The 14,639-nt window shown below is 67.8% G+C and carries 10 protein-coding genes; 3 read left to right on the forward strand and 7 right to left on the reverse strand.

Annotated features, from left to right (window positions below; all coding sequences use genetic code 11):
- The first annotated feature begins 91 nt into the window (after positions 1 to 91).
- Positions 92 to 289: a hypothetical protein gene (locus WD430_RS04355; RefSeq protein WP_339104808.1), complete on the forward strand. Its 198-nt coding sequence runs from the start codon at positions 92 to 94 to the stop codon at positions 287 to 289.
- Here the strand turns inward: WD430_RS04355 and WD430_RS04360 are convergent.
- From WD430_RS04360 to WD430_RS04385, 6 genes are all read right to left on the reverse strand, one after another.
- On the reverse strand, positions 267 to 656 hold the full coding sequence (locus WD430_RS04360) for a hypothetical protein (RefSeq protein ID WP_339104809.1): 390 nt from the start codon (positions 654 to 656) through the stop codon (positions 267 to 269). The two genes, WD430_RS04355 and WD430_RS04360, sit on opposite strands and share 23 nt — an antisense overlap.
- Positions 657 to 834: 178 nt before the next feature.
- Entirely contained in the window at positions 835 to 2,121 is a 1,287-nt protein-coding gene (locus WD430_RS04365) for an O-acetylhomoserine aminocarboxypropyltransferase/cysteine synthase family protein (protein WP_339104810.1), read from the reverse strand.
- Between the two features lie 99 nt (positions 2,122 to 2,220).
- Positions 2,221 to 3,087 carry a hypothetical protein gene (locus WD430_RS04370; protein ID WP_339104811.1) on the reverse strand — a complete coding sequence of 289 codons (867 nt, stop codon included), beginning with the start codon at positions 3,085 to 3,087 and terminating at the stop codon, positions 2,221 to 2,223.
- A 3-nt stretch (positions 3,088 to 3,090) separates the two neighbouring features.
- Positions 3,091 to 5,766 (reverse strand): alkaline phosphatase PhoX, encoded by a 2,676-nt coding sequence (locus WD430_RS04375; protein WP_339104812.1) that lies wholly within the window; start codon positions 5,764 to 5,766, stop codon positions 3,091 to 3,093.
- A 413-nt stretch (positions 5,767 to 6,179) separates the two neighbouring features.
- On the reverse strand, positions 6,180 to 8,807 hold the full coding sequence (locus WD430_RS04380; protein ID WP_339104813.1) for an alkaline phosphatase PhoX: 2,628 nt from the start codon (positions 8,805 to 8,807) through the stop codon (positions 6,180 to 6,182).
- A 331-nt stretch (positions 8,808 to 9,138) separates the two neighbouring features.
- Positions 9,139 to 9,549, reverse strand: coding sequence for a hypothetical protein (locus WD430_RS04385; RefSeq protein WP_339104814.1), 411 nt, complete (start codon positions 9,547 to 9,549; stop codon positions 9,139 to 9,141).
- 207 nt (positions 9,550 to 9,756) lie between these two features.
- On the opposite strand from WD430_RS04385, the gene WD430_RS04390 reads away from it, so the two are divergent.
- A complete protein-coding gene (locus tag WD430_RS04390) occupies positions 9,757 to 11,280 on the forward strand; it encodes an NAD(P)H-dependent oxidoreductase (protein WP_339104815.1) in 1,524 nt (507 codons plus the stop codon).
- Between the two features lie 20 nt (positions 11,281 to 11,300).
- On the opposite strand, the gene gpmI is transcribed toward WD430_RS04390, so the two are convergent.
- The gene (gene gpmI, locus WD430_RS04395) at positions 11,301 to 12,824 is read right to left on the reverse strand and encodes a 2,3-bisphosphoglycerate-independent phosphoglycerate mutase (RefSeq protein ID WP_339104816.1); all 1,524 of its coding nucleotides are present in this window, start codon (positions 12,822 to 12,824) and stop codon (positions 11,301 to 11,303) included.
- 243 nt (positions 12,825 to 13,067) lie between these two features.
- Between gpmI and WD430_RS04400 the strand changes: the two genes are divergently transcribed.
- Positions 13,068 to 14,630 carry a hypothetical protein gene (locus WD430_RS04400; protein WP_339104817.1) on the forward strand — a complete coding sequence of 521 codons (1,563 nt, stop codon included), beginning with the start codon at positions 13,068 to 13,070 and terminating at the stop codon, positions 14,628 to 14,630.
- Positions 14,631 to 14,639 lie beyond the last annotated feature (9 nt).

Consider the following 14,639-nt stretch of genomic DNA (forward strand, 5'->3'; position numbering starts at 1 on the left):
ACGGCGGCGGGATCGTTTCACGACCCTAATCGTCCATTTCCGCAGCAAATGGGATGCATTACTACAACGGATATTGCCGTTTTTCGTCGGCATGAGTCTCGATAGACATGCCGCTGAACGCCGCCGGTTCGCACGCCTCCTCGGTATCGACGGGGAACTCGGCTCCGGACTGCCGATCGGAACTCGCTCGAGCGGAACCGCCGAGGAGGACATCGACCGCGACCGTCGCGAACGGGACGACGACCGAGCGACCGGCGAGGAGTCCGCTACTGGATCTCGCGATCGTTGAGGAACGTATTGATTGCCGTCGCGACCTCTTCGAAGTCCTTGACCGTGAGCCCGTCCGTGGTGACGAAGATCCCCTCGCTGTCGCTGGTCACCCGGACGAGAAAGCCGTTGTCGAAGACGCGAATGGTGTAGTTATAGTCGCCGAGTTCGGAGTTATCGTAGGCCGTCTGGGCGGTCTTGAAGCCACGCCACTCGTGACCGATGAAGGTCGACAGATCGGCGTCGCGCTCGAGGTCTTCGCGCAGGTACACCTGCTCGAAGTCGTCTCGCGTGAAGTAGGTGATCGAACGGAGACTGTCGCCGATCGCCGTCCGACAGGTGATGACGATCTGTTCCGCAGCCTCGTCCGTGAGTAACCCAGTAGGCATACCGAACGAATCGATCCGCGTGACCTTAACGACAAGGGGCTGATTCGACTCGCTGAAAACGGCGTTCGACGTCGAGCGCCGTTCCGCCGTCGAACACCGATCCGCCATCGAACGCCGTTCTATCACCGAACGTCGTTCTGTCCTCGCGCGCTGTCACCGGCGACTCGAGGGCGAGCGATCAGGCCGCGTCGATCGCTCGATCCAGATCCGCGATCACGTCGTCGATGTCCTCGATGCCGACCGAGAGACGCACCATATCGTCGGTAGTACCGCTCGCGAGTTTCTCCTCCTCCGTGAGCTGCTGGTGGGTCGTGCTCGCGGGGTGGATGATCAGCGTCTTCGCGTCGCCGACGTTGGCAAGCAGGCTCGCCAGATCGACCTCGTTACAGACCGTCTCGGCGGCGTCGTAGCCGCCCTCGAGGCCGAAGGTGATCATCCCGCCGTAGCCGCCCTCGAGATACTTCCGGGCGTTCTCGTGGGTCTCGTGGCTCTCGAGGCCGGGGTAGTTGACCCACTCGACGTCGGGATGATCGTCGAGATACTCCGCGACGGCCATCGCGTTCTCGCAGTGTTTCTCCATCCGGAGGGGGAGCGACTCGAGCTTCTGGAGGGTCACCCAGGCGTCGAAGGGGGACTGCTGGTTGCCCAGGTCGCGCAGACCGCGAGTCCGCGCGACGACCGAAAACGCCGCCTCGCCGAAGGTCTCGTAGAAGTTGACGCCGTGGTACGCGGGATTCGGCTCCGTGATCTCAGGATACTCGCCTCGTTCCCACGGGAAGGAACCGCCGTCGACCAGCACGCCGCCGACCGTCGAGCCGGCGCCGTGGATCCACTTGGTCGTCGAGTTCCAGACGAGGTCGGCGCCGTGCTCGAGCGGCCGGCACAGGTACGGCGTCGCGAAGGTGTTGTCGACGAACAGCGGCACGTCGTGGTCGTGAGCGATGTCGGCGATCCGTTCGATGTCGGGCGTGACGAGCGCGGGGTTGCCGATCGTCTCGAGGTGGACGAACGCGGTGTCGTCGTCGATCGCCTCCGCGTAGGCCTCGTAGTCCAGCGTGTCGACGAACGTCGTCTCGATCCCCCGCTTCGCGACGGTGTGGGTGAGGTAGGTGTACGTGCCGCCGTACAGCGAGGACGCGCTCACGATGTTGTCGCCGACGTCCGCGAGGATGAACGTCGCGAGGTCGAACGCGGCCATCCCCGACGACGTGGCGAGGGCGCCGACGCCGCCCTCGAGCGTCGCGATGCGCTCCTCTAACATCGCGTTCGTCGGGTTCATGATCCGCGAGTAGATGTTGCCGGTCTCCTCGAGTCCGAACAGCGCGGCGGCGTGATCGGTGTCCTCGAACTCGTAGGAGGTGGTCTGGTACAGCGGCGGCGCCCGGGCGCCCGTCGTCGGATCCGCTACCTGACCGGCGTGGACGCTGTTCGTGGCGAACTCGTTGTCGTCGGGGCTGTCTCCCATATCCGGCTCGTTGTCAGCCGTGGGAGTAAAACTGGAAGTCGATCATGTTCGGGCCGCCGCGGCGAGCGGCGCGTCGAAAAACGAAAGAGGGCGAAGCGGTCAGCGGAGTTTCGCGAGCACGGCGGCCACGAGGGCGGCGAGCGCAGCGAGCGCGGGGCCGACGGCGAAGCCGGGGACCGACTCGGCGTCGTCGTCCGACTCACTGTCGTCGGCGTTCGATCCCGAATCGTCGTCCGATGGGGAACTGTTTCCGTCGGATTCGGAGCCATTGCCGTCGGATTCGGACCCGTCACCGTCGGATCCCGAGTCGGGACCGTCGGACTCCGAACCGTTGGGATCCGATCCCTCATCGCCGGTTCCGGGCGTCGTCTCGGGCGTGTCGTCGCCGATCGTCAGCGTTCCGGCCTCGAGCGACGGATCGATAGCGCTGCCGTCGTCGTCGTCGACCTGCATCGACGTCACGCGCAGGTCCGTCTGACCGTCGTCGCCGCCGGCCACGTCGATCGTCGCCAGCGTGACGTTCGTCGCGCCGGCCGCGATCTCATCGTCGAGATCGGCGGCCTCGACGGTGACGGTCTCCCCGTCGGCGCTCACGTCGGGATCGGTCGTCAGTCCGAAGTGGTCCGGATAGCTGGCGTTCGCGACGGTCGCGACGTCGCCGTCGTCGACGGCGAGCGTGAGCTTGAATCCCGCGAGGCCGTCGGGTACGTCGGTCAGCGAGACGCGGAGACCGGCGGTCGAATCGGGCTCGACCGTCGCGTCGGAGACGACCAGCGTGGGCTCAGTTCCGCTCGAGGCGGAATCGGTCGACGCGGCGCCGACCGAACCGAGCGCGGCCGTTCCGGCGACCGTTCCGATCGCGAGCGCGACGACGAGCGTCCGGAACGCGCGCCGGCGGAGCGCCGAGCGATCCCTGCGGCGCGATTCGGAACCGGACGTCGACGCGTCGGTGTCGTTTCGAATCATCGGTTACAGTTCGTCGTAGAGGGCGACGACGTCGTCGTAGTCGATGCGACCGTTCTCGTTGAAGTCGAAGGCGGCCTCGTTGAGCCGGACGGACTCGTCCTCGAGGTTCTCGAACAGCAGGGTGACGTCCTCGTAGTCGAGGCGACCGTTACCGTTGACGTCCTCGAAGAGCCCGTCGCCGTCGAGGTCGGTCGGGGCGCGGCCCGAGCCCTCGCCGACCGGCGGCGGGCCGACGACCACGACGCCCGGACGAGCCTGAGTGTCGATCGCCGTCCCGTCGTCGTCGTCCAGCGAGTGGACCTCGATCGTGACGTCGGTCGTTCCGGTCCCGACGCCCTCGAGGTCGAGCGTCGCGAGCGTGACCTCCTCGCGGGTGGCACCGATCTCGTTCTCGAGGTCGGCGAAGCGGAACTCGACGCTCGAGCCGTCGCCGTCGATCGACGGCCCCGAGGTGAGTTCCAGCGCGTCGTGGTAGCTGGCGTCGGTGATCTCGGCGACGTCGGCGTGCTCGACCGAGACCGTGATGCGACCGCCCGCGAGCCCGTCCGGAATCGACGACAGCGTCAGGTCGACCGTCCCGGTCGCGCCGTGGCTGACCGCCACCGAACTCGCCTCGAGAACCGCCGGCGGCTCGTAGACCCACAGCGCGTCGTTCTCGTACGTGCGGCCGAAGCTGCCCTTGTCCTCACAGAGGAGCACCCGACCGTCGTCCATGACCATCACGTTGTCGACGTTGATGAGCGACTCGTCGAGCAGCGATTCGGAATCGCTCGCGTTCGGCCCGACGACGACCGGCTCGAGCGTCGAGACGTCGTAGTCCGCCTCGAGCTCGGCCCGGTAGAGGACGCCAGTGTCGACCTCGTCGAACCGGAGGTCGCCGTGCTCGTCGGTCATGTAGCCGCTGAGCGAGGAGATGCCGAAGTAGATGAAGTCGCCGGGCTCGGCCTCGTCGTGGGAGTCGATCCCCTCGGCCTTGTTGAACTCGATGCTGGCGCCGATCTCCTTGGCCGCGGCGCGGGTCTCGAGGAAGGGGACGCGCCGCAGGTCCTCGTCGACGCCGTCGGGGCCGCGCTCCTCGTACTGCTCGGCCCACTCGACGACCTCCTCGTCGGTGATGTAGTCCTGATTGCCGTTGATGGCGACTTCCTCGTCGGCTTCGGCGAGCGCAGCCTCGAGGTCCTCGGTCCAGTCGGTCTCGGCGTGGGTCTCGAGGTAGTCGACCTGCGTGACGTCGTCGTACTCGGCGATCCAGGACTCGACCTCGGCGTTGCTCGCGGTACCGAGTTCGAGCCACTCGACATCGAGATCGGTCTCGGCGACCGGCCCCTCGCCGATCTCGGTGGCCTTGATCGCGTACAGGGTGCCGCGGACGTCCATCCGGTCGTCGTAGCTCGGGATCGGTTCCTCGGCGACGAACTTGTAGATGCCCTTCGCGCCGCCGTCGGAGGCGAGGTAGACGGTCCGCTCGTCGGGGAGGACTTCGGGACACTCCCACGCGGCGCGGCCGAAGACGTGGTGTTTGACCGGGATCGGCTCCTCGGCGGTCGGTTCGGTGATCTCGACGATGTACCCGTACCGGTAGCGGTTCGGGAACGCCTCGTCCCCGATGGGGCGGGGCGTGTTCACGGTCTTGGTGCCGTCCCCGTCCTGATCCTCCGCCGCGTCATCGACCTCGACTTCGGTCATATCGATCGGCTCGGCGCCGAGCTGATAGGCCATCTTCTCGGTGCCCCGGTTGTTGTTCAGTCCCATCGGATACGCGTGCTCCTCGCCGAAGAGGTCGCTGAGCGAATCGTGGACGTCCAGAATGTTGGGGCGGTTCCAGAACTCGCTGCCGCCGCGAAGGCCGACGCCGCTGCCGGCCTCGACGATATCGCTGACCGTCGCGAGCCCGTTGACGCGCGGATGGCCGTACTCCTCTTCGGCCGACAGCGGCGTCTCCCACGGACTGAGATCGCCGTAACAGTTGACCTTCGTTCCGCCGACCTCGCGGAACGCCTCGGTGTTCTCGAGTTCCATCGCGTTCTCGAGGTCGGCCTGCCAGTAGCCGTCCTCGTCGCGGTAGAGCGGCGTTCGGGAGATCGCGCCCGGTCGCGTCTCGTTGTTGGTGAAGAGGTACCCCTCCGTGCCCTCGTCGTTCGTCGCGACGAAGAAGTTCATGTCGGCCTGTTCGCCGACCCCCTCGTAGGCCTCCGCGGCGATTTCTTCGAGGTCCGTGCCGTCCGGCGTCTGCGGGTGACCGAACCGTTCGTCTCCGCCGTTGATCTCCTCGCCGGTATGGACGAGGAGACGGTACTGACCGGCCGCCGAGAGGACCTGTCGCTCCTCTTGTTTGGTTCGCGGCGCCTCGAGTTCCTCGAACTCGTCGTTCTTCCCGTTGAAGGTGAACCGGAAGTCGTCGAAGACGCCGACCCCGCCCGTGTCGAAGGGAGCGACGTTCTCCGGGCTGGGACCCTGCAGACTGTAGAGGAGTTCCCCCGTCTCGAAGACGAACGGTCCGGTGACTTCGGCGCCGAGCGCCGTCGTCGAGAACCGATCGATGTTCCCCTTGACGTAGGGCGCCTCGAGCGTGTCGTGTTCCTCCGGGTCGTCCTCGCCGCTCGCGACGCCGACCGTTCCCGCGCCGATCGCCGCTGCCGCCGACGATGCCATCAGTTTCCGCCTGGTAAATTCGACCATGCAGACGGATCACTCTGCGATTAACTAATGGCGGTTTATAATATTCGGATGTAGGACACTATAGGTAATGAGATAGAACGTTCGGAAATATACGGAACATACGTCTCTGACGGCTATTGATCGGTCCGTAGTCGACGGTATCGGTATGTAGCTGACCCATCACGGAGACGGAAGCGTTACCACACCGGCGAACGACGGACGGGCGATCGAGCGACGAGTCCGCACGGCCGAAACGGAACAGTGTCGCGAGTCGCGCCGAGCGAGCGGCGCGGCCGCGAGGACGGCGGTCGCCGTGATCGGCGATCCGAACGCGGAGCCGGGACGACCGAGCCGGCGTCCGATTCCGCGCCATCGGCGTCGGACTCGAATCCAGTGCCGTCGAATCCGATCGGTCGTCCGATCTCTCCTCCCGGTTACAGTTCGTCGTAGAGGGCGACGACGTCGTCGTAGTCGATGCGACCGTTCTCGTTGAAGTCGAAGGCGGCCTCGTTGAGCCGGACGGACTCGTTCTCGAGGTTCTCGAACAGCAGGGTAACGTCCTCGTAGTCGAGGCGACCGTTACCGTTGACGTCCTCGAAGAGCCCGTCACCGTCGAGGTCGGTCGGGGCGCGGTCCGAGTCCTCGTCGACCGGCGGTGGACCGACGACCACGACGCCCGGGCGGGGCTGGGTGTCGATCGCCGTGCCGTCATCGTCGTCCAGCGAGTGGACCTCGATCGTGATATCGGTCGTTCCGGTCCCGACGCCCTCGAGGTCGAGCGTCGCGAGCGTGACCTCCTCGCGGGTGGCACCGATCTCGTCTTCGAGGTCGGCGAAGCGGAACTCGACGCTCGAGCCGTCGCCGTCGATCGTCGGCCCCGAGGTGAGTTCCAGCGCGTCGTGGTAGCTGGCGTCAGTGATCTCGGCGACGTCGGCGTGCTCGACCGAGACCGTGATGCGACCCCCCGCGAGCCCGTCAGGGATCGACGACAGCGTCAGGTCGACCGTCCCGGTCGCGCCGTGGCTGACCGCGATCGAGTCGGCGCGCAGGACCGCCGGCGGCTCGTAGACCCATAGCGCGTCGTTGGTGTAAGAGCGGCCGAAGTTCCCCTTGTCCTCACAGAGGAGCACCCGACCGTCGTCGAGGACCATCACGTTGTCGACGTTGAGGGGCGACTCGTCGACGATCGACTCGCGATCCGTCGCGTCGGGACCGACGACGACCGGCTCGAGCGTCGAGACGTCGTAGTCCGCCTCGAGTTCGGCCCGGTAGACGACGCCGCCGTCGACGCGATCCATCCGAATGTCGCCCTCGTCGTCGCTCATGCCGTCGTTGAGCTCCGAGATCCCGATGTAGAGGAAGTCGCCGGGCTCGGCGTCGTCGAGCGAGTCGATTCCCTCGGCCTTCCGGAACTCGACGCTGGCGCCGATCTCCTTGGCCGCGGCGCGGGTCTCGAGGAAGGGGACGCGACGGAGGTCCTCGTCGACGCCGTCGGGACCGCGCTCCTCGTACTGCCGGGCCCACTCGAGGATTTCCTCGTCAGTGATGTAGTCCCGATTGCCCTCGACCGCGACCGTCTCGTCGGCTTCGGCGAGCGCTGCCTCGAGGTCCTCGGCCCAGTCGGTCTCGGCGTGGGTCTCGAGGTAGTCGACCTGCGTGACGTCGTCGTACTCGGCGATCCAGGACTCGACCTCGGCGTTGCTCGCGGTGCCGAGTTCGAGCCACTCGACCTCGAGGTCGACCTCGGCCGGGGGACAGTTCTTCGCCGCGTCGTCGTTCGTGACGCGGGCGGCGTACAGCGTGCCGCAGACGTTCATCCGGTCGTCGTAGCTCGGGATCGGCTCCTCGGCGACGAACTTGTAGATGCCCTTGCTCGCGCCGTCGGAGGCGAGGTAGACGGTCCGCTCGTCGGGCATGAACTCGGGACACTCGAAGGCCGCCCGCCCCATGACGTGGTGTTTGACCGGAGTCGGCTCCGCGGCGGTCGGGTCGGTGATCTCGACGATGTGGCCGTACCGGTAGGGGTTGGGGTAGACGTCACCGATCGGGTCCGTCGTGTTCGTCTCACCGTCCTGATCGACGGGCTCGGCCCCGAGGTAGTAGGCCAACATCTCGAGTCCCGCCAGCGCCCACGTTCCCTGCGGGTCCCAGCCCTCGTCGAACAGGTCGCCGTCGTCGCCGAGTTCGCCCGCGATCTCGGTCGGGTTCGGTCGGTTCCAGAACGCCGCCGCGCCGCGGAGACCGACGCCGCTGCCGGCCGCGTCGATATCGCTGACCGTCGCCGGCCCCGACACGCGCGGATGGCTGTAATCCTCTTCCGAGGACATCGGCGTTCCCCACGGACTCAGGTCGCCGTAGCAGTTGATCCGGGTGCCGCCGACCTCGCGGAACGCCTCGCGGTTCTCGAGTTCCATCGCGTTCTCGGGGTCGGCCGTCCAGCCGTCCTCGCCGCGGCTGATCGGGGTCCGGCTGATACAGCCCGGACTCGTCTCGTTGTTCGTAAAGAGGTAGCCCCCGAGCCCGTCCTCGTCGGTCGGCACGAAGAAGTTCATGTCGGGGTTGTAGCCGACGTCGCCGTACCGGGACCCGACGTAGTCGGCGATGTCGGTGCCGTCGGGCGTCTGGGGGTGCCCCCACCGCTCGTCGCCGCCGTTGATCGGGTCGCCCTCCTGGACGAGGATGTCGTACTCGCCGCCGGCGACCTGGACGCGCCCCTGTGCCGCGTCCGATCGCGGGGCCTCGAGCTCGTCGAACTCGTCGTTTTTCCCGTTGAAGGAGAACCGGTGCCCCGCGAGGACGCCGACCGCCGCCGTATCGTACGGCGCGGGGTTGTCCCGGCTCGGGTGCTGGAGACTGAAGAGGATCTCGCCGTTCTCGAACACGAACGGTCCGGTGACCTCCGCGCCGCGAGCCGTGGTCGCGAGGCGCTTGATGTCGCCGTTGATTCGCGGTGCTCCGGGCGTGTCGCCGTCCTCCTGTCCGGAGACCGTCCCGATCGCCCCAGCGCCGATCGCGGTCGCTGCCGAGGTTGCCATCAGTTTTCGCCTGGTGAATTCGACCATGCGGGTAGAGAAAGCCGTTCATCGGGGTATCAGATTTTATAATAGTGATACCAATCCGAATGTAATTCGACGTTTAGATTCGTACTACTGGATAGATACTGCGAACACAGAGCGGACTATCTATCGAGCGAGAGCGGGAAGGGGAACGGCCGAACACCGTGGGCGGCGCCGGTGACGAAAACGGACGGAGTCGGCAGCGAGCGACGCGGTTGACGACACCGCTACCGCAATCCGTTCTCGGGTCGATATCGAGTTCGGCTCGAGGGACGAGCGAGTCGTCCGAGAGAAGAGCGATCGGCGGTCAGGCCCGAGACGACGGAGCGGCGGACGGCTACTCGAGGTCGCGGTTCGCCGCTCGAGTGCGGATCTCCTCGGCGCGGTCGCGGACCCACGTGAGGTAGCGCTCGGTTTCCTCCGGCGTCGCGCCGTAGAAGGAGGCGACCCAGTTGACGTCGGCCCAGGGCATCGTCACGAGGTACGCCGCGAGGGTGTCCTTGCCGGCTTGCACGACCTCCGGCGGAACGCCCCGCTCGCCGGTGCCCTCCTCGACGAAGCCGTTGACGTCGAAGTAGACGTCGGCGTAGAGGCGGGCGTCCTCGAGGCTGTCGAACGCGATATCGGTGTGTTCGGGCGCCTCGAATCGGTAGCGCTCGTCGGTCTCGTCGTCGACGATGCGGACGCCGAAGACGTAGTCCTCGACGACTCGGTCGGCGGTTTCGGGGGCGGGATCGGACGTGGACATCTCCGTGAACCCACTCGGGCCCGAGACGGTATTGAACGTTGATATGATGGCTATAGGGATCTCGTGAGCGGTTCGTACCGCTACCGGATCGAACGGACCCGGAACCGTGTTCGAGTCGCGGACGCATCGGCGGCGTACTCGGCGGCGGAGTCAAGCAGGCCCTATCTTTTCGGAGAGCGCCGTCGTCACGGGCGGATACGACGCCGAATGAACGTCCTGATCGTCCTCGGCCATCCCCGGACCGACAGCCTCTGCGGCGCGCTGGCCGAGGCCTACCGCGAGGGGGCGCTCGAGGCCGGCTGCGAGGTCCGCGAACTCGCGGTCGCCGACTGCGAGTTCGATCCCGACGTCCGCGAGGTCTCGCCGACCGACCAGCGGCTGGAGCCCGACCTGCGGGAGGCCCAAGAGCTGATTCGATGGGCCGACCACCTCGTCTTCGTCTACCCGAACTGGTGGGGGACGATGCCGGCGCGCCTGAAGGGCTTCTTCGATCGCGTCTTCACCCCCGGCTTCGCGTTCGTCGAGTACGACGAGGGGGAGGGCGCGGGCCACGAGGGGTTGCTCTCCGATAAGACCGCCGAGCTACTCGTGACGATGGACATGCCGCCGTGGGTCTACCGCTGGATCTACCGCCAGCCGGGCAACAACGCCGTCAAACGGGCGACGCTGGGCTACGCGGGGATCCGCACCACGCGGATCACGAACCTCGGTCCCGTCGCGGAGTCGACGCCCGCGGAGCGCGAGGCGTGGCTCGAGCGGGCGACCGAACTGGGCAGGGACCTCGCCGACGGCCCCGACTCGCGGTCGACGCGCGTCCGCCGGCGGACGACGGCGTGGCTGAAAGCGCTGCGACTGCAGTTCTATCCGATGGCGTGGGTGGCCTACACCATCGGCGCGCTGGCGGCCGTGGGCTCGAGCGACGTGTTCTCCTCGCTCGCCTACTGGCTGGGCTTCGCGTTCCTCTTCTGCCTCGAGGCGGCGACGGTGCTCTCCAACGAGTACTTCGACTACCCGACCGACCGCGAGAACGCGTTCGCCGGCCCCTTCACCGGCGGCTCGCAGGTGCTGGTCGACGGCCCGCTCGAGTTCGACGATCTCAGACGGGGGATCGCCGCCGCCCTTCTGTTTGCCGTCGCCGCCGGCGGGGCCGCGCTCGCGGTCGGTCCCGGCTCGCCCGTCGCCCCGGCGGCCGTCATGGCCGTTCTGGGGCTGCTGGCGCTCGGCTACACGGTCCCGCCGCTCGAGCTCTCCTACCGAACCCTCGGAGAACTCGACGTGGCCGTCACCCACAGCACCGGGGTCCTGCTGGTCGGCTACGTCCTGCTCGGCGGGCGGGCGACCGACCCGCTCCCGTGGCTGCTCTCGGTGCCGTTCCTGCTGTCGGTGCTGCCGTCGATCACGCTGGCCGGCGTTCCGGACCGCGACGCCGACCGCGCCGCCGGCAAGGAGACGATCGCGGTCCGCTTCGGCATCGACGGCGCCGCGACGGTGGCCACGGCGACCGCGGGTCTGGCCTGTCTGACGGCGCTCGCCTGGATGGCGTTCGACGTCGCCGGCGGCGCCTACGGGCCGCTGGTCGCGCTCAGCGTCCCGCACGCGCTCGGGCTCTGCTGGCTCCTGCGGGATCGGCTGTGGGACCGGACGGAGCCCGCCCGGATCGACGGGCTGATGGCCGCCGCGCTTTCCTTTCTGAGCTGGTTCGGCGTCGTGCCGCTGCTCAACCTCGCCTGAACTCGAACCGCGGGTCGGGCCTACTCGAGCAGCGACTCGCCGGTCATCTCCGGGGGCTGCTCGAGGTCGATCAGCTCGAGGATCGTCGGCGCGATGTCGGCGAGGGTGCCGCCCTCGCGGACCGTCCGGCCGCCGTCGGTTCCGTCGTCGGCGACGTAGACGAGCGGGACGAGATTGTACGTGTGCGCGGTGTGGGGGTCCGCCTCGGTCCCCATGTCGTCGGCGTTGCCGTGATCCGCGGTGATCAGGACGTGCGAGCCGGCGGCCTCGAGCGTCTCCGCGAGCCGGCCGAGCTGGGCGTCGACGGCCTCGACGGCCTCGATGGCGGCCTCGTAGTCGCCCGTGTGGCCGACCATGTCGGGGTTGGCGTAGTTGAGCACGAGGACGTCCGGATCGTCCGACTCAATGGTATCAACGGCGGTGTCGGTCACCTCGGGCGCGCTCATCTCCGGTTGCAGATCGTAGGTCGGCACGTCCGGGCTCTCGACGATCTCCCGGATCTCGCCGTCGAACTCGATCTCGCGGCCGCCGTTCAGGAAGTAGGTGACGTGGGCGTACTTCTCGGACTCGGCGATTCGAAGCTGCGTCCGGTCCGCGTCGGCCAGCACCTCGCCGAGCACCTGCTCGGGCTGGTTCGGCGGGTAGGCGATCGGGAGGTCGAAGGTCTTGTCGTACTGGGTCAGCATCACGACCTCCGCGTCCGGCGGGCTGGTTTCGAACTGATCGGCCCAGTCCTCGGACCGGATGTCCGCCAGCATTCGCGTGAGTTGACGGGCGCGATCGGAACGGAAGTTGAACCAGACGACCGAGTCGCCGTCCTCGAGGGCCGGCCCGCCCTCAACGAGGGTCGGCTCGACGAACTCGTCGGTCACCTGGCGGTCGTAGGATCGCTCGACCGCCTCGACGGCCGTCTCGGCTTCGTGGTCGGCCTCGCGGTGGACCATCGCGTCGTAGGCCCGCTTCGTCCGCTCCCAGTTCTGGTCGCGGTCCATCGCGTAGTAGCGACCCGTGACCGTCGCCACGTCGCCCGTTCCGTGCTCGGCGACGACGTCCTCGAGCGTACTGAGGTAGTCCCGACCGCCGGTCGGGGAGGTGTCCCGACCGTCCGTGATCGCGTGCGTGACGGCCTCGACGTCGCGGTCGCCCGCCAGTTCGATCAGCGCGTGGAGGTGCTCGTGGTCGGAGTGGACCCCGCCGTCGCTGACGAGGCCGACGAAGTGCACCTTGCCGTCGTTCGCGCGGGCGTTATCGAACGCGGTGTTGATCGCGTCGTTCTCCCGGAAGGAGCCGTCCGCGATCGAGTCCGAGATCCGGGTGTACTCCTGGTAGACCACGCGACCGGCGCCGATGTTCAAGTGGCCGACCTCGCTGTTGCCCATCTGCCCGTCGGGGAGACCGACGCGCCGGCCCGCGACCTCGAGCGTCCCGTACGCGCCGTCGTCGGCGAGCCGGTCGAAGTTCGGCGTGTCGGCGGCTTCTACGGCGTCTCTGCTCGTCCCGTCGCCGAGTCCCCACCCGTCGAGGATGATCAGCGCAGCGTCCATGTGCGACGGGTCGCCAGCCTCTCGTAACTAGCTGTCGTTGTCTCGCAGACTCGAGGAGGGCCGGAGGCCGAGCGGGGCCTGTGGGATCCGGACCCGTCCGACACCGCTCGGGACGGTCCGAGCGAAGCGACCCGCTCGGCGACTCCCGACGACGCCTGTCGCCAGACGGAAAGTATATACAACGCAACTAGAGAATGTGGCGCAGTTACGGGTCGCCGCGACGGCGGCGGCCGCCCCTCGATCATGACCGGCCGTCCCTCCCCCACGACGCTGCCCGATCGCGCTCGGCTCCGCGACGCGCTCGATCGCCGTCTCGGGATCGACGCCCGCGCACTGGCGGCGTTTCGGATCCTCCTCGGCTGTACGCTGCTGTTCGACGTCCTCCACCGGTCGCGGGATCTGGTCGCGTTCTACGCCGACGCCGGCGCGTACCCGCGGGCGCTGCACCTCGCGGTCGGCGACTCGACCGGCCGGTACTCGCTGCACGTGCTGTCAGGCGAGCCGTGGGTGCAGGCCGCGCTCTTCGGTCTCGCGGCGCTGCTCGCAGTCGCCTTGATCGCCGGCTACCGAACGCGGCTCGTTACCTTCCTCTCGCTGGTCCTGCTGGTCTCGGTCCACTTCCGCAACCCGCTGGTGCTCAACGGCGCCGACAGGCTGTTGCGCGAGGTGCTGTTGCTGGCGCTGTTCCTGCCGCTCGGACGGCGGTGGGCCGTCGACGCGCTCGGCGGCGACCGAGCGCGCGACGGCGGAAGCGAACGCGAACGACGGAATCGGGCGGGTGCGGGCGGCGAGAACTGGGTGGCGACGCCCGCGACGGCGGCCGTCCTCGTCTACGTCGTCGGCTTCTTCGCGAATAACGGCCAGCACAAGCGACTCGGCGACACCTGGACCACCGGCGAGGCGCTGGGGTACGCTCTCCGACAGGATCACATGACGATCCTGCTGGGCGACCGCGTCGTCGACTATCCGCTGTTCCTCGAGATCGGCACCTACGGCTGGCTGGCCATGGTCGTCGGCGCTCCGCTGTTGCTGGTGCTGACGGGGTGGCTCCGGACCGCCTACGTCGGGGCGTTCCTCGGCGCCGTCGCCGGACTGGGGCTGAGCATGGCCGTGGGACTGTTCCCCGCCGTGCTGACGGCGGTGCTGGTGCTGTTCCTGCCGTCGTTCGTCTGGGACCGCCTCGAGGCCGCCGGCGCGGCGCTCTGCGAGCGCGTCGGGCCGCTCGAGCGCCTGCGAACGCGAGCGGGCGCGCTCACGTCGCGGATCAGACCGCCCCGCAGTCTCCGTTCGGCGGTGCCGCCCGGGGTCAGAACTCGACAGCGACGGGTCTGGTCAGTCGTCCTCGGTGGCGTGCTGCTCGTCGTCGTCCTCTGGAGCATCGGACTGCTGGGCTACGCCGACCCGTTCGAGCCGGTCGACGCCATCGATCCCGACGACAACCAGTGGACGATGTACGCTCCGAACCCGTCGACGAGCTACGGCTGGTACGTGGTCGAGGCGGAGCTCGAGTCCGGGAAGGAGATGGACGTCCTGCGAAACGAGGCGCTCCGGGACGGGCCGCCGCCGGAGGCGTCCGACACGCTCCCGAGCTTCCGGTGGCGGAAGTACATGAACTCGCTGGACGAGGAGGCGGCGCGCGCCGATCGGTTCGGGACGTACATGTGCGACCGCGCCGCCGACCAGTTCGATAAACCAGTCGAGCGGATCGAGGTCACCTACCACTACCGGTCGATCGAACCCGAGGGAGACGAACCGACGATGGGGAGTGCGACTCGCGTCGAGACGGCGTGTTCGGGCGCGACCTGAATCGGGACG

This window comes from Haloterrigena sp. KLK7, from assembly GCF_037914945.1.
Lineage (GTDB): Archaea > Halobacteriota > Halobacteria > Halobacteriales > Natrialbaceae > Haloterrigena > Haloterrigena salinisoli.